Source organism: Pseudomonas sp. TH37 (genome assembly GCF_016650735.1).
Lineage (GTDB): Bacteria > Pseudomonadota > Gammaproteobacteria > Pseudomonadales > Pseudomonadaceae > Aquipseudomonas > Aquipseudomonas farris.
Window position 1 is genome coordinate 56,130 of record NZ_JAEKFD010000001.1, and the last position, 15,200, is coordinate 71,329.

Annotated in this window: 13 protein-coding genes and 1 pseudogene; 13 read left to right on the plus strand and 1 reads right to left on the minus strand. The window is 59.8% G+C overall.

Annotated elements, in window-relative coordinates; translation table 11 throughout:
• Positions 1–53: 53 nt before the first annotated feature.
• Positions 54–1,619, plus strand: a complete 1,566-nt coding sequence (locus JFU11_RS00240) for a PAS domain-containing methyl-accepting chemotaxis protein (protein ID WP_123720867.1) — start codon at positions 54–56, stop codon at positions 1,617–1,619.
• 202 nt (positions 1,620–1,821) lie between these two features.
• Here the strand turns inward: JFU11_RS00240 and JFU11_RS00245 are convergent, their stop codons facing one another.
• A complete protein-coding gene (locus JFU11_RS00245) occupies positions 1,822–2,499 on the minus strand; it encodes an alpha/beta family hydrolase (protein ID WP_201059259.1) in 678 nt (225 codons plus the stop codon).
• Between the two features lie 95 nt (positions 2,500–2,594).
• Between JFU11_RS00245 and ccoN (JFU11_RS00250) the strand changes: the two genes are divergently transcribed.
• The 12 genes and pseudogenes from ccoN (JFU11_RS00250) to JFU11_RS00305 all read left to right on the plus strand — a co-directional run bounded on the left by ccoN (JFU11_RS00250) (position 2,595) and on the right by JFU11_RS00305 (position 15,191).
• Positions 2,595–4,019, plus strand: coding sequence for a cytochrome-c oxidase, cbb3-type subunit I (gene ccoN, locus JFU11_RS00250; RefSeq protein ID WP_123720865.1), 1,425 nt, complete (start codon positions 2,595–2,597; stop codon positions 4,017–4,019).
• A gap of 10 nt (positions 4,020–4,029) precedes the next feature.
• On the plus strand, positions 4,030–4,638 hold the full coding sequence (gene ccoO / locus JFU11_RS00255) for a cytochrome-c oxidase, cbb3-type subunit II (protein ID WP_123720864.1): 609 nt from the start codon (positions 4,030–4,032) through the stop codon (positions 4,636–4,638).
• A 21-nt stretch (positions 4,639–4,659) separates the two neighbouring features.
• A complete protein-coding gene (locus JFU11_RS00260; RefSeq protein WP_123360719.1) occupies positions 4,660–4,863 on the plus strand; it encodes a cbb3-type cytochrome c oxidase subunit 3 in 204 nt (67 codons plus the stop codon).
• Entirely contained in the window at positions 4,860–5,813 is a 954-nt protein-coding gene (ccoP, locus tag JFU11_RS00265; protein WP_201059263.1) for a cytochrome-c oxidase, cbb3-type subunit III, read from the plus strand. The genes JFU11_RS00260 and ccoP (JFU11_RS00265) overlap by 4 nt, the downstream gene beginning before the upstream one ends.
• 482 nt (positions 5,814–6,295) lie before the next feature.
• Positions 6,296–7,738 carry a cytochrome-c oxidase, cbb3-type subunit I gene (gene ccoN / locus JFU11_RS00270; RefSeq protein ID WP_052965444.1) on the plus strand — a complete coding sequence of 481 codons (1,443 nt, stop codon included), beginning with the start codon at positions 6,296–6,298 and terminating at the stop codon, positions 7,736–7,738.
• Positions 7,738–8,346: a cytochrome-c oxidase, cbb3-type subunit II gene (gene ccoO / locus JFU11_RS00275; protein WP_009042961.1), complete on the plus strand. Its 609-nt coding sequence runs from the start codon at positions 7,738–7,740 to the stop codon at positions 8,344–8,346. Before ccoN (JFU11_RS00270) ends, ccoO (JFU11_RS00275) begins: the two co-directional genes overlap by 1 nt.
• Positions 8,347–8,351: 5 nt before the next feature.
• Positions 8,352–8,537: a CcoQ/FixQ family Cbb3-type cytochrome c oxidase assembly chaperone gene (locus tag JFU11_RS00280; RefSeq protein WP_003175465.1), complete on the plus strand. Its 186-nt coding sequence runs from the start codon at positions 8,352–8,354 to the stop codon at positions 8,535–8,537.
• On the plus strand, positions 8,534–9,517 hold the full coding sequence (gene ccoP / locus JFU11_RS00285; protein WP_123720862.1) for a cytochrome-c oxidase, cbb3-type subunit III: 984 nt from the start codon (positions 8,534–8,536) through the stop codon (positions 9,515–9,517). The genes JFU11_RS00280 and ccoP (JFU11_RS00285) overlap by 4 nt, the downstream gene beginning before the upstream one ends.
• A gap of 631 nt (positions 9,518–10,148) precedes the next feature.
• Positions 10,149–10,405: pseudogene (locus JFU11_RS00290) on the plus strand (type II toxin-antitoxin system Phd/YefM family antitoxin).
• A 228-nt stretch (positions 10,406–10,633) separates the two neighbouring features.
• Entirely contained in the window at positions 10,634–12,049 is a 1,416-nt protein-coding gene (ccoG, locus tag JFU11_RS00295) for a cytochrome c oxidase accessory protein CcoG (RefSeq protein WP_201059265.1), read from the plus strand.
• 11 nt (positions 12,050–12,060) lie between these two features.
• Positions 12,061–12,600, plus strand: coding sequence for a FixH family protein (locus JFU11_RS00300; RefSeq protein ID WP_201059267.1), 540 nt, complete (start codon positions 12,061–12,063; stop codon positions 12,598–12,600).
• Between the two features lie 140 nt (positions 12,601–12,740).
• Positions 12,741–15,191, plus strand: coding sequence for a heavy metal translocating P-type ATPase (locus JFU11_RS00305; RefSeq protein ID WP_201059268.1), 2,451 nt, complete (start codon positions 12,741–12,743; stop codon positions 15,189–15,191).
• The last annotated feature ends 9 nt before the right edge of the window (positions 15,192–15,200 follow it).

The window sequence follows — 15,200 nt, forward strand, 5'->3', positions numbered from 1 at the left end:
TAAATGCCTGACGATGCCGATACCCCGTCAAAGCCTTGCGGATTGAAAAAGCCATGCGTAACAACCAGCCCATTACACAACGCGAACGGACCTTCCCGGCTCAGCAACGGTTGATTTCCACCACCGATGCCAAGGGCGTGATCACCTACTGCAACGACGCCTTCGTCGAAATCAGCGGGTTTTCTCGTGAGGAACTGCTCCGTGCGCCGCATAACCTGGTCCGTCACCCCGACGTCCCGGCTGCGGTGTTCGCGCACATGTGGGGCACACTGAAACAAGGCTTGCCATGGATGGGCATTGTCAAGAATCGCTGCAAGGCCGGTGACCACTACTGGGTTAACGCCTATGTCACACCCGTGTTCGACGGCAATCAGGTGATCGGTTACGAGTCGGTGCGGGTCAAACCCACCGCCGAGCAGATCCGCCGCGCCGAAGCGCTCTACCTACGCATCAATCAGGGCAAGTCTGCGATTCCCTCTACAGACAAATGGCTGCCGGTGCTTCAGGACTGGCTGCCGTTCATTCTGGTCAGCCAGTTGAGCTTCATGATCGGCGCCACCCTGACGTCCCAATGGGGCTTCGCCCTCGCCGCCGGCCTTTCGGTGCCGTTGGGCTTGATGGGTTTGAGCTGGCAACAGCGCGGTATCAAGCGTTTGCTGCGTCTGGCCGAACAGACCACGTCCGATCCGCTGATCGCGCAGATGTACACCGACAGCCGTGGTGCCCAGGCACGCCTGGAGATGTCGATCCTCAGTCAGGAAGCACGCCTGAAAACCTGTTTGACCCGTTTGCAGGACACTGCCGAACACCTGACCGAACAAGCGAAACAGTCCGACGCCCTGGCCCACAACAGCTCCACTGGCCTGGAACGTCAACGCGTCGAAACCGAGCAAGTGGCGACCGCTGTGAATCAGATGGCCGCTACCACTCAGGAAGTCGCCAGCCACGTGCAGCGCACCGCTGACGCCACTCAGGAAGCCAATCGCCTGACCGGTCGCGGTCGCGACATCGCCGGGGAAACCCGCGAAGCCATTCAACGTCTGTCGGTGGTGGTCGGTGAAACCGGCCTGACGGTCACGCAACTGGCCAAAGACAGCGACGAAATCGGCGGCGTGGTCGATGTGATCAAAGGCATCGCCGACCAGACCAACCTGCTGGCCTTGAACGCCGCGATTGAAGCGGCTCGCGCCGGTGAGATGGGTCGTGGTTTTGCGGTGGTGGCCGACGAAGTGCGTCAACTGGCGCAACGCACCAGCGAATCCACCGGGCAGATTCACGCCCTGATCGCCAAGTTGCAGCAAACCGCCAGCACCGCGGTGCAAACCATGGAAGCCGGACATCGCCAGGCCGAAGAAGGTGTGGCGCGAGTGTTGGAAGCGGACCAGGCGCTGGTGGGCATCAGCGAAGCGGTGGCCAACATCACCGACATGACCACCCAGATCGCTGCCGCCACCGAAGAGCAAAGCGCAGTGGCCGAAGAAATCAGCCGCAACATCAGCAACATCTCACAACTGGCTGACCAGACCTCGGAACAGGCACAGCACTCGGCGCTGTTGAGTGAAGAACTGACCAAGACCGCGAATACCCAGTATTCGTTGGTGGAGCGGTTTAATCGCTGATAGCGCTTGAAGGCAAAAAAAACCGGACGGCGAAAGCGTCCGGTTTTTTATTATCCCCTTGAAAATTTGTTGCCTGTGAGGCCGCCATCGCGGGCAAGCCCGCTCCCACAGTGAACTGTGGTGTGGCTGGATTTTGGGATCGACTCGAAACCCTGTGGGAGCTGGCTTGCCCGCGAAGAGGCCCGAACTGGCACTGCAAATCTCACTGGAGAAACTCGGACACCTTCCCCGCCGCAGCCGCCAAATGCTGCTCATGCGTAAACCCCGAAGCCTTCAACGGCTTCAAATCATGGTCCCCTGCCGCCAGCCAGAACACCTCGATACTCGGCGCCAACGTGTAAGCCTCGACGGCCGCCAGACTGCCCAACGCATCCCGTTCACCCTGCACGATCAACGTCCGGGTCTTCAGCGCCGCCAGATGCTCGACCCGCGGCTTCTCCGGTTTGCCCACCGCATAAAACGGATACCCCAGGCACACCAGCGCATCCGCGCCCAACTCATCGGCCAACAAACTCGCCATCCGCCCGCCCATGGACTTGCCACCGATGGCCAGGCGCCCAGCGACATGGCGTCGCACCACGGCATACACCTCACGCCAGCATTCCTGCAGTTTGGGTGCCGGGTTCGGGGGACGTTTACCGCCATCGATACGCCGTTGCGCCATGTAGGGAAACTCGAAACGCAGCACGTTGACCCCATGCGCAGCAAGGCGCGCAGCCATGTCGCTCATCCAGCCACTGTCCATCGGCGCACCGGCGCCGTGAGCGAGAATCAGCGTTGCCGAAGCCGGCGCTGTGGCGGCATTCCACAACCATCCATGATCCCGCACACACTGCGCCCATTGATCCCCGTCAATACTGGCCTTGTGCTCTTTGTCCATGCTTGCCTCGCTTTTAGTCTGCCTATAACTCCAGGCGAAGGGAGCGTTGCCTTGCGCAAACGCCCTCACTTCGGCTGAACCGTGGATGGGGAACCATGAACACTTCTATCAGTACCGCCTACAACTACAAGGTGGTCCGCCAATTCGCCATTATGACGGTGGTGTGGGGCATCGTCGGCATGGGGCTCGGGGTTTTTCTCGCCGCCCAATTGGTCTGGCCTGAACTCAACTTCAACCTGCCGTGGACCAGCTTCGGCCGTCTGCGCCCGCTGCATACTAACGCGGTGATCTTTGCCTTCGGCGGTTGTGCCTTGTTCGCCAGTTCTTTCTATTCGGTGCAACGTACTTGCCAGACCCGTTTGTTTGCTCCCGCAATTGCGGCGTTCTGCTTCTGGGGCTGGCAGCTTGTGATTCTCTTGGCGGCCATCAGCCTGCCACTGGGTTACACCAGTTCCAAGGAATACGCCGAGCTGGAATGGCCGATCGACATCCTGATCACCATCGTCTGGGTTGCCTATGCCGTCGTGTTCTTCGGCACGATCATGCAGCGCAAGACCAAACACATCTATGTCGGTAACTGGTTCTTCGGTGGATTCATCATCACCGTGGCGATCCTGCACATCGTCAACAACCTTGAGTTGCCGGTGAGTTTCACCAAGTCCTACTCGGTGTACGCCGGTGCGACCGATGCCATGGTGCAGTGGTGGTATGGACACAACGCCGTAGGCTTTTTCCTCACCGCCGGTTTCCTCGGGATGATGTACTACTTCGTGCCGAAACAGGCCGAGCGTCCGGTGTATTCCTATCGCCTGTCCATCGTGCACTTCTGGGCGCTGATCACCCTGTACATCTGGGCCGGCCCGCACCACTTGCACTACACCGCGCTGCCGGACTGGGCACAGTCGTTGGGCATGGTGATGTCACTGATCCTGCTGGCGCCGAGCTGGGGCGGGATGATCAACGGGATGATGACGCTCTCGGGCGCCTGGCATAAGTTGCGCAGCGACCCGATCCTGCGCTTCCTCGTGGTGTCGCTGGCGTTCTACGGCATGTCGACCTTCGAAGGGCCGATGATGGCGATCAAGACGGTCAACGCCCTCTCCCACTACACCGACTGGACCATTGGCCACGTTCATGCCGGCGCGCTCGGCTGGGTGGCGATGATTTCCATCGGTGCGCTGTACCACATGATTCCGAAAATCTTCGGCCGCACGCAGATGCACAGCATCGGCCTGATCAACGCGCACTTCTGGCTCGCGACCATCGGCACCGTGCTGTACATCGCGTCGATGTGGGTCAACGGCATCGCCCAGGGCCTGATGTGGCGCGCCGTCAACGAAGACGGCACGCTGACCTACTCCTTCGTCGAAACCCTGGTGGCCAGCCACCCAGGCTTCGTCGTGCGACTGGTGGGCGGCGCGATCTTCCTCAGTGGCATGTTCCTGATGGCTTACAACACCTGGCGCACCGTTCGGGCCTCGCAGCCCGCCGAAGCCGCCGCTGCCGCGCAGATCGCCTGAGGAGTCCGCCATGAGACACGAAACAATCGAGAAAAACGTCGGCCTGCTGATGTTGCTGATGGTGTTCGCCGTGAGCATCGGCGGCCTGACCCAGATCGTCCCGCTGTTCTTCCAGGACGTGACCAATAAACCGGTGGAAGGCATGAAGCCCTACACCGCGTTGCAACTGGAAGGTCGCGACATTTACATCCGCGAAGGCTGCGTCGGTTGCCACTCGCAAATGATCCGCCCGTTCCGCGCCGAGACCGAGCGCTATGGCCACTACTCGGTGGCAGGGGAAAGTGTCTGGGATCACCCGTTCCTTTGGGGTTCGAAACGGACCGGACCTGACTTGGCCCGCGTCGGCGGTCGCTACTCCGAAGACTGGCACCGCGCGCATTTGTACAACCCGCGCAACGTAGTGCCTGAGTCGAAAATGCCGGCCTACCCGTGGCTGGTCGACAACAAGGTCGATAGCAGCCACACCGAAACCAAGATCCGCGCCATGCGCACCCTCGGCGTGCCCTACACCGACGACGACATCGCCGGCAGCGTCGCCTCGCTCCAGGGCAAAACCGAAATGGACGCGCTGGTCGCCTACCTGCAAGTGCTCGGCACTGCCATCAAGAGCAAGAGGTGAGCCATGTCCATGCCCTTTGAAATAGTAAGCGAAATGAGCAGTGGAATGATCCGCGGCCTGGGCACGGTCGTGGTGTTCGTGGCCTTCGTCGGCCTGACGCTGTGGGTGTTCAACAGCAAGCGCAATCCGGAGTTCGCCGAAGCGCGTCTGCTGCCGTTCGCCGACGAGCCGCAATCGGAAAACAGCACCCAACAAGAATCCGCCACAAGGAGTACCCGGCCATGACCACCTTCTGGAGTACGTGGATCTGCGTACTGACCATCGGCAGCCTGATCGGCCTGACCTGGCTGCTGATCGGTACGCGCCGAGGGGAAACCAAGGGCAGCACCGACCAGACCATGGGCCACAGCTTCGACGGCATCGAGGAGTATGACAACCCGCTGCCGCAGTGGTGGTTCATGCTGTTCGCCGCAACCTTGGTGTTTGCCGTCGGCTATCTGGTGCTTTACCCGGGCCTTGGCAACTGGAAAGGCATATTGCCCGGTTATGAGGACGGCTGGACCGGTGTCCACGAATGGGAAAAGGAGATGAACAAGGCTGACGCGAAGTTCGGGCCGATCTTCGCCAAATTTGCTGCCATGCCCATCGAAGAAGTAGCCAAGGACCCGCTAGCACTGAAAATGGGCGGTCGCCTGTTTGCATCCAATTGCTCGGTGTGCCACGGCTCGGATGCCAAGGGCGCGTTTGGCTTCCCGAACCTGGCCGACAGCAACTGGCGCTGGGGCGGCGATGCCGAAATGATCAAAACGACAATCATGGGCGGTCGCATGGCCGCAATGCCGGCCTGGGGTGAAATCCTCGGCGATGCCGGCGTGAAGAACGTCGCCGCTTACGTACGTCATGAACTGGCCGGCTTGCCCTTGCCTGCCGACAGCACAGCCGACCTGCGCGCTGGACAGCAATCGTTCAGCACCACCTGCGTAGCCTGTCATGGGGTAAACGGCCAGGGAACTGAAGCCATGGGAGCGCCGAATCTGACGCAACCGGCCGGATTTATCTACGGTACAAGCCTGGCGCAACTGCAACAAACGATTCGTCATGGCCGCCAAGGCCATATGCCGGCGCAGAACGAACTGCTCGGCAACGACAAGGTGCAATTGCTGGCCGCTTACGTGTACAGCCTGTCTCAAGGCCTGAGCACCGAGCGTTTACAGGCTGAAGGCAAAAGCGAATAAATCTCGTCCGCGCAACGCCGCATTCACCCGGATGCGGCAGTTCCCTGCCCCTTTGCGACGCATTGTCGCACCCTCCCTCGGTCTTCCTTTCGGTTCGCCGGATTCAGGTCTAAGCTTCCCAGCGATGCGGACTGGCCAGCGCCGGTTCCAGGTCGATTCAACCCGATGTGTTCGACGAATTTGCTCGATGACAGGCCCCAAAGGCTGGTAGACACCGGCTATCGTCCCCGTTGCCCTCTGTTACCCGATCGTCGTGTTTGAACATACCCCGTTACAACTGACCTGAACCCCTCGCCTCTTTCATCCGTTGCGACATTTTGTCCGAGGGCAATTTTGTCCTTACGCGGCGCATGGAAAGGCCGCAGAATCAGCTTTTGAAAGCATTGACCCACGTCATGGCGCGTTGCAATGACCCCCCGCTTTCTACATACTTGCGGCCGATTTTTACTCCTAATAAAACACCCAAACCGTGGAACCTTAGAATGAGCACAGCAATCAGTCCGACTGCTTATAACTATAAGGTAGTCCGCCAGTTCGCCATCATGACGGTGGTCTGGGGGATCCTTGGCATGGGGCTCGGTGTCTTCATCGCCTCGCAACTGGTCTGGCCGGAGTTGAACTTCGGTCTGGCATGGACGAGCTTTGGACGCCTGCGCCCGCTGCACACCAACCTGGTGATTTTCGCCTTCGGTGGTTGTGCTCTGTTTGCCACTTCCTATTACGTCGTGCAGCGAACCTGCCAAACGCGACTGATTTCCGACAGCCTCGCGGCCTTCACCTTCTGGGGTTGGCAAGCAGTGATCGTCGGTGCGATCGTTACCTTGCCGATGGGTTTCACTACCACCAAGGAATACGCGGAACTGGAATGGCCTCTGGCTATTCTGCTGGCCATTGTCTGGGTCACCTACGGTCTGGTGTTCTTCGGCACCATCGTCAAGCGCAAGACCAAGCACATCTATGTCGGTAACTGGTTCTACGGTGCCTTCATCGTCGTGACCGCGATGCTGCACATCGTCAACCACGCGTCCCTGCCAGTCAGTTTCTTCAAGTCCTACTCGGCTTACTCGGGTGCGACTGATGCGATGATCCAGTGGTGGTACGGCCACAACGCGGTAGGTTTCTTCCTGACCACCGGCTTCCTGGGGATGATGTACTACTTCGTTCCGAAGCAGGCCGAGCGTCCGATCTACTCTTATCGTCTGTCGATTGTGCACTTCTGGGCGCTGATCACCTTGTACATCTGGGCCGGTCCGCACCACCTGCACTACACCGCATTGCCGGACTGGGCTCAGTCCCTGGGCATGGCGATGTCGATCATCCTGCTGGCACCAAGCTGGGGCGGCATGATCAACGGGATGATGACCCTGTCGGGCGCCTGGCATAAGCTGCGCACCGACCCGATCCTGCGTTTCCTCGTGGTATCGCTGGCGTTCTACGGCATGTCGACCTTCGAAGGCCCGATGATGGCCATCAAGACCGTCAACTCGCTGTCGCACTACACCGACTGGACCATCGGCCACGTACACGCCGGCGCTCTTGGCTGGGTAGCGATGATTTCGATCGGCGCGATCTACCACATGATCCCGAAACTGTTCGGTCGTGTGCAGATGCACAGCATCGGCCTGATCAATACGCACTTCTGGCTCGCGACCATCGGTACCGTTCTGTACATCGCCTCGATGTGGGTCAACGGCATCACCCAGGGTCTTATGTGGCGTGCAATCAACGACGACGGCACCCTCACCTACTCGTTCGTTGAAGCGCTGCAAGCCAGCCATCCTGGTTTCATCGTTCGCGCCCTGGGCGGTGCGTTCTTCGCCAGCGGCATGCTGTTCATGGCCTACAACGTATGGCGTACCGTACGTGCCTCGAACCCGGCTGAAGCCAAAGCTGCTGAACAGATTGCTGTAGTTGGAGCTCACTGATGAAGCATGAAGCAGTCGAGAAGAATATTGGCCTGCTGGCCTTCTTCATGGTTATCGCCGTCAGCATCGGCGGCCTGACTCAAATCGTTCCGCTGTTTTTCCAGGACGTCACCAACAAGCCGGTCGAGGGCATGAAGCCTCGCACCGCCCTTGAGCTGGAAGGCCGCGACGTGTACATCGCCAACGGTTGTGTCGGCTGCCACTCGCAGATGATCCGCCCGTTCCGTGCTGAAACCGAACGTTACGGCCACTACTCGGTCGCCGGTGAAAGCGTTTGGGACCACCCGTTCCTGTGGGGTTCCAAGCGTACCGGTCCGGACCTGGCTCGTGTCGGCGGTCGTTACTCCGATGACTGGCAGCGTGCGCACTTGTACAACCCGCGCAACGTAGTGCCTGAGTCGAAAATGCCAGCCTACCCGTTCCTCGTGGAAAACAAGCTCGACGGCAAAGACACTGCCAAGAAAATGGAAGTCTTGCGCACGCTCGGCGTCCCTTACACCGACGAAGACATCGCCGGCGCCAAGGATGCTGTGAAGGGCAAAACCGAAATGGACGCGCTGGTGGCCTATCTGCAAGGCCTGGGCACCATCATCAAAAGCAAACGGTGATTTAGATGGATATCGGGATGATTCGTGGCCTGGGCACCGTTGTTGTGATGGTGGCCTTCATCGGTCTGGCGCTATGGGTGTTCAGCCCCAAGCGCAAGTCGGAGTTTGAAGACGCGACCTTGCTGCCTTTCGCGGATGATCCCGAAGCCATCAAGCACGTCGAGCAAGCTTCTAGGAGTAACAAAGAATGACTACGTTCTGGAGTCTGTACGTCACAGTCCTCAGTCTCGGCACCATCTTCGCCCTGACCTGGCTGCTGCTGTCCACCCGCAAGGGCCAGCGCAGCGAATCCACCGATGAAACGGTCGGCCACTCCTTCGACGGGATCGAGGAGTATGACAACCCGCTGCCGAAATGGTGGTTCATGCTGTTCGTGGGCACCATCATCTTCGCCCTCGGCTATCTGGTGCTGTACCCGGGCCTGGGTAACTGGAAAGGCCTGTTGCCGGGTTACAACTACCTCGATAACGAGAAGCAGACCGCGTTCGCCAACGGCCAGACTGGCTGGACCGGCGTTCACGAATGGGAAAAGGAAATGCTCAGGTCGGACGCCAAGTTCGGCCCGATCTTCGCCAAGTTTGCTTCCATGCCGATCGAAGAAGTCGCCAAAGACCCGCAAGCCCTGAAGATGGGTGGCCGCCTGTTCGCCTCCAACTGCTCGGTCTGCCACGGTTCCGACGCCAAAGGCGCCTACGGTTTCCCTAACCTGACCGACGCCGACTGGCGCTGGGGCGGTGAAGCGGAAACCATCAAGACCACCATCATGGGCGGTCGTCATGCCGTGATGCCGGCCTGGGCTGCAGTGATCGGCGAACAAGGCGTTGCTGACGTTGCCGCGTTCGTGCTGACCAACCTGGATGGCCGCAAGCTGCCGGAAGGCACCAAGGCCGATCCGGTTGCCGGCCAGAAACTGTTCGCCGCCAACTGCGTGGCGTGCCATGGCCCGCAAGGTAAAGGCACCCCAGCAATGGGCGCCCCTGACCTGACCCACCCGGCGGCGTTCATCTACGGTTCGAGCTTCGCTCAACTGCAGCAGACCATCCGTTACGGCCGTCAGGGCCAGATGCCTGCGCAAGAACAGCTGCAAGGCAACGACAAGGTTCACCTGCTGGCCGCTTACGTCTACAGCCTCTCTCACGGTGAGAAGGCAGCGGACGCGAATGCCCAGTAAGGCAAACGCCTGAAACAAAAAAGGCCCCGCTAATGAAAATTAGCGGGGCCTTTTTTGTTTCAGCAATGCGCTCATAACTTGAGACAAATGCTTAATAGACTCGAATTTCAGTGCCCTGTAGCGTTCATTCCCACCCCGATGATCAACGTCAGGGCCAACTTTCATGGAAGAACCACATGTCAAAGAATGACGACAACATGCCACTTCATCAGCCCTCTCCCTGCCTGCACGACGACATTGAACCAGCGCTTCAGGACGCTGTAGACGTTAAACCTGAAGACTCAGCGACAGGTGCAGGCGCGAAAAATACCCGAATCAGGTCTTTCGCCGACATAACTGACCTGGATGACGCAGATGGCGTGGATAGAAAACGTGATACCTGCAGTGGACTGGATAGCCTGGGAGGCGGCAGGCTGCCCTGATCCCCGGCACGGCCCATCAAACATTTACTGAAGCTACAAAAACGGCCCCTCATCTGATGGGGCCGTTTGCATTCAAGCCGACAGGGTTGAAGGTCGCGATCTCCGAAGCGGGTGACCCGGCAAGGCTGGGTTGAGCACAATAATTTCAACTTGCTGGATCACGAGCAGGGTAACAACGTTTCTACATCGGCATTTTCAGGAGCCTACGCATGGCCATCACCACCATTTCCAGTCGTGAATTCAACCAGGACACAAGTAGTGCCAAAAAAGCCACGCGTCATGGGCCGGGGTTGTCATCACCGACCGCGGCAAGCCTGCTCACGTACTGCTAAGCATTGAGGAGTACCAAAAACTGACTGGCATAAACGCCAACATGGTCGATTTGTTGGTGATGCCAGAAGCGGCAGACATCGAGTTCGAAACCGAGCGCGCCACTATCATCCATCGCCCCGTGCATCTGTCCTGATGTCAATCCATGGGACGAATGAGTTCGCTGCCCCTGCAAAACCGTCCATAATTCACAAGTCAATTGATTCAAGTCATTACACCATCAATTGATTTCTCCCAACGCGACCAAAGGTCGCACCCTTGCGCTAGAGCTACAGGCGTATCATTGCGCCACTGCAACACCTCTTTTTGACCGCGGTCGGCACGTACTGACCGGGGCATTTTTCCACTGCCGTGGGATGCAATGATGAGCAATCAGATTCCGGTACACGACGTTACTCCGCCTGCCAAGAACGCAAACAACAGCGTCGACCTCTACGCCTCTCGAGAAAAGATCTACACCCGCGCCTTCACCGGCCTGTTCCGCAACCTGCGGATGATCGGCGGTGCCGGGCTGTTTCTGCTGTATTTCGGCACGGTGTGGCTGAACTGGGGCGGTCATCAGGCCGTCTGGTGGAACCTGCCGGAACGTAAATTCTTCATTTTTGGCGCGACCTTCTGGCCTCAGGATTTCATCCTGCTCTCAGGTATTCTGATCGTCAGTGCCTTTGGCCTGTTCTTCATCACCGTGTATGCCGGTCGAGTCTGGTGCGGCTACACCTGCCCGCAAAGCGTCTGGACCTGGATCTTCATGTGGTGCGAAAAAGTCACCGAAGGCGACCGCAACCAGCGCATCAAGCTCGACAAGGCGCCGATGGGCGCCAACAAATTCTTGCGCAAATTCAGCAAGCACACGATGTGGCTGCTGATCGGTTTCGTGACCGGCATGACCTTCGTCGGTTACTTCTCGCCAATTCGCGAACTGGTGCTCGATTTCTTCACCGGCCAGGCCGATGGCTGGTCGTATTTCTGGGTCGGTTTCTTCACCCTCGCCACCTACGGCAACGCCGGCTGGTTGCGCGAGCAGGTATGTATTTACATGTGCCCGTACGCACGCTTCCAGAGCGTGATGTTCGACAAGGACACGCTGATCGTCTCCTACGACCCGCGTCGTGGCGAAAGCCGTGGGCCGCGCAAGAAAGGCATTGATTACAAGGCTCAGGGCCTGGGCGATTGCATCGACTGCACCATGTGCGTCCAGGTCTGCCCCACCGGCATCGACATTCGCGACGGCCTGCAAGTCGAATGCATCGGCTGCGCGGCGTGTATCGACGCCTGCGATAGCATCATGGACAAGATGGATTACCCGCGCGGCCTGATCAGCTACACCACCGAGCACAACCTGTCGGGGCAAAAAACCAATAAACTGCGTCCGCGCCTGATCGGCTATGCCACGGTGCTGCTGGCGATGATCGCGTTGCTGATGACCGCGTTCTTCATGCGTTCGCTGGTCGGTTTCGACGTCAGCAAAGACCGCGTGTTGTACCGTGAGAACGCCGAAGGCCGGATCGAAAACGTCTACAGCCTGAAGATCATGAACAAGGACCAGCGCGACCATACGTACGTGCTGGAAGCCACCGGCCTGCCGGATCTCAAGCTGCAAGGCAAGCGCGAGATCAAAGTCGCCGCCGGGGAGATTTTCAGCCAGCCGGTCGAACTGTCCAGCGCACCGGAACAACTGCCGTCGAGCACCAACGAGGTGAAATTCATCCTCAAGGATGCCGATGACGCCAACGTCCACGTTGAAGCCAAGAGCCGATTCATCGGCCCACAAATTCGTTGAGAGAAGTGATCATGCCCGCAGCAACTGCCGCAAGTCCTTGGTACAAGCATCTTTGGCCGTGGATCATCATCGCCATCCTGGCCTGCTCGGTGACCTTGACCCTGTCGATGGTGACCATCGCGGTGAACAACCCGGACAACCTGGTCAACGACAACTATTACGAAGCCGGCAAGGGCATTAACCGTTCGCTGGACCGCGAACTGCTGGCCCAGACCCTGCAACTGCGTGCCAGCGTGCACATGGATGACGTAACCGGCGAAGTCGACCTGCGCCTGAGCGGCAACAGCCAGCCGAAAACCCTTGAGCTGAACCTGATTTCGCCAACCCAGCCAGAGAAAGATCGCAAGATCACCCTGGCCCGCAGCGAAGCCGAACAGGGCCGCTACATTGGCCAGTTGAGCGACAGGATTGAAGGTCGTCGCTTCGTCGAATTGCTGGGCGTGCAGGATGACAAGATCTGGCGCATGTTCGAAGAAGAACAGGTCAGCCATGCCAAGGATCTGCTGCTCGGTGATGAGCCGCTGCAGGGTGCGGAAGACCTGAAAAAATAAAGTCGCGCTTCGCGCATCGCGAGCAGGCTCGCTCCCACAGTAGATCTGCGGTGTACATGAATTTTGTGCACGACATCGATCAAATGTGGGAGCGAGCCTGCTCGCGATGAGGCCCTCCCGGACGATATAGATTCCAGCTCATGAGTACTCCTACCCCCTGCTACCACTGCGCCCTGCCCGTCCCGGCCGGCAGCCGCTTCACGGCCGCCGTCCTCGGGGATACCCGCGAGTTCTGCTGCCCGGGTTGCCAGGCAGTGGCCGAGGCCATCGTGGCCGGTGGGCTGGAAAGCTATTACCAGCATCGCAGTGAAGCCTCGGCCAACCCCGAAGCCTTGCCGGTACAGTTGGTGGACGAGTTGGAACTCTACGACCGCGCCGACGTGCAGCAACCTTTTGTTCGCCACGAAGGCGAACTCGCCGAAACCACCCTGTTGATGGAAGGCATCAGTTGCGCCGCCTGCGGCTGGTTGATCGAGAAACACCTGCGCGCCTTGCCAGCGGTGGCCGAAGCACGCCTGAATCTGTCCAACCATCGCCTGCATGTACGCTGGGCCGACGCGCAATTGCCATTGAGCCAAGTGCTCAGCGAATTGCGCCACGTCGGTTACGCCGCCCACCCTTATCAGGCCGACCGCGCCAGCGAACAACTGGCCAGCGAAAACCGCCTGGCCCTGCGTCAACTCGGTGTCGCCGGGCTGCTGTGGTTCCAGGCGATGATGGCGACCATGGCCACCTGGCCGGAATTCAACATCGACCTCAGCCCAGAACTGCACACCATCCTGCGCTGGGTCGCGCTGTTTCTGACCACCCCGATCGTGTTTTACAGCTGCGCGCCGTTCTTCAAGGGCGCGATGCGCGATCTGCGCACCCGTCACCTGACCATGGACGTCTCGGTATCGCTGGCGATCGGCAGTGCCTATATCGCCGGGATCTGGACCTCAATCACCGGGGTTGGCGAGCTGTATTTCGATGCGGTAGGGATGTTCGCGCTATTCCTGCTGGCCGGGCGTTATCTGGAACGTCGTGCCCGGGAACGCACCGCCGCCGCGACCGCACAGCTGGTCAATCTGTTGCCCGCCTCTTGCCTGCGGCTGAGTGCTGATGGCCAGAGCGAGCGGATTCTGCTCAGTGAGTTGCGCGTGGGCGATCAGGTGCTGGTGCATCCCGGAGCAATTCTGCCGGCCGATGGCAAAATCCTCGACGGTCAATCGAGCATCGACGAATCCCTGCTGACCGGCGAATATCTGCCACAGCCACGAACCCCGGGCGATGCCGTCACCGCCGGCACCTTGAACGTCGAAGGTGCGCTGACCGTGGAAGTCCTGGCGCTGGGACAGGACACCCGACTGTCGGCCATCGTCCGCCTGCTGGATCGCGCCCAAGCCGAAAAGCCGCGACTGGCGGAAATCGCCGACCGCGCCGCCCAATGGTTTTTGCTGTTGTCACTTATCGCGGTGGCCGCCATCGGCCTGCTGTGGTGGGAACTGGATTCTTCGCGAGCCTTCTGGATCGTCCTGGCGATGCTGGTTGCGACGTGCCCGTGCGCCTTGTCGCTGGCCACGCCAACCGCCCTCACCGCCGCCACCGGCACGTTGCACAAGCTCGGTCTTTTGTTGACGCGCGGTCATGTGCTGGAAGGCCTGAACCAGATCGACACGGTGATATTCGACAAGACCGGCACCCTCACCGAAGGTCGCCTGGCCTTGCGTTCGATCCGCCCGCTTGGCCCCCTGACCAGCGATCAATGCCTGAGCCTCGCCGCCGCTTTGGAAAACCGCTCCGAGCACCCGATTGCCCGGGCTTTTGGCCGCGCACCGCTGGCCGCCGAAGAAGTTCACAGCACACCGGGCCTGGGTCTGGAAGGGTTGGTCGGCGCACAACGCCTGCGCATTGGCCAACCGGGTTTTGTCTGCGAACTCAGCGACGCTCAAGTGCCAGTAATGCCCGATGAGGCCGGCCAATGGCTGTTGCTCGGCGACAGTCAAGGGCCGCTGGCGTGGTTCGTACTCGATGACCGTTTGCGCGCCGACGCGCCCGCCCTGCTCGCAGCGTGCAAGGCTCGTGGCTGGCGCACGCTGCTGCTGTCCGGCGACAGCTCGCCGATGGTCGCCAGCGTCGCTGCCGAACTGGGCATCGACGAGGCCCGTGGCGGTTTGCGTCCGGACGATAAACTGCAGGTGCTGCTACAGCTGCACAAGGAAGGTCGCAAGGTGTTGATGCTCGGTGACGGGGTCAACGATGTACCGGTGCTGGCCGCCGCCGACATCAGCGTGGCGATGGGTTCGGCCACCGATCTGGCGAAAACCAGTGCCGACGCGGTGCTGCTGTCGAACCGTCTCGACGCGCTGGTGCAAGCCTTCAGCCTGGCCCGTCGCACCCGTCGGGTCATCATCGAGAACTTGCTGTGGGCGGCGCTGTACAATGGCCTCATGTTGCCGTTCGCCGCCCTCGGCTGGATCACTCCGGTATGGGCTGCGGTCGGCATGTCGATCAGTTCGTTGACCGTGGTGTTGAATGCCCTGCGCCTGACTCGCTTGCCGAGCGCGCCGGCCGTCAGCACCACGCCAGAAACCCGCCCGCTGCCGGCCTGAACCGCGCAG

Bases quoted from the DNA above. Each gene is read 5' to 3' on its own strand.
- ccoN (WP_052965444.1), top strand. From the start codon at position 6,296: ATGAGCACAGCAATCAGTCCGACTGCTTATAACTATAAGGTAGTCCGC.
- JFU11_RS00245 (WP_201059259.1), bottom strand. From the start codon at position 2,499: ATGGACAAAGAGCACAAGGCCAGTATTGACGGGGATCAATGGGCGCAG.
- ccoP (WP_201059263.1), top strand. From the start codon at position 4,860: ATGACCACCTTCTGGAGTACGTGGATCTGCGTACTGACCATCGGCAGC.
- JFU11_RS00305 (WP_201059268.1), top strand. From the start codon at position 12,741: ATGAGTACTCCTACCCCCTGCTACCACTGCGCCCTGCCCGTCCCGGCC.
- JFU11_RS00240 (WP_123720867.1), top strand. From the start codon at position 54: ATGCGTAACAACCAGCCCATTACACAACGCGAACGGACCTTCCCGGCT.
- ccoN (WP_123720865.1), top strand. From the start codon at position 2,595: ATGAACACTTCTATCAGTACCGCCTACAACTACAAGGTGGTCCGCCAA.
- ccoG (WP_201059265.1), top strand. From the start codon at position 10,634: ATGAGCAATCAGATTCCGGTACACGACGTTACTCCGCCTGCCAAGAAC.
- ccoO (WP_009042961.1), top strand. From the start codon at position 7,738: ATGAAGCATGAAGCAGTCGAGAAGAATATTGGCCTGCTGGCCTTCTTC.
- JFU11_RS00300 (WP_201059267.1), top strand. From the start codon at position 12,061: ATGCCCGCAGCAACTGCCGCAAGTCCTTGGTACAAGCATCTTTGGCCG.
- ccoO (WP_123720864.1), top strand. From the start codon at position 4,030: ATGAGACACGAAACAATCGAGAAAAACGTCGGCCTGCTGATGTTGCTG.
- JFU11_RS00280 (WP_003175465.1), top strand. From the start codon at position 8,352: ATGGATATCGGGATGATTCGTGGCCTGGGCACCGTTGTTGTGATGGTG.
- ccoP (WP_123720862.1), top strand. From the start codon at position 8,534: ATGACTACGTTCTGGAGTCTGTACGTCACAGTCCTCAGTCTCGGCACC.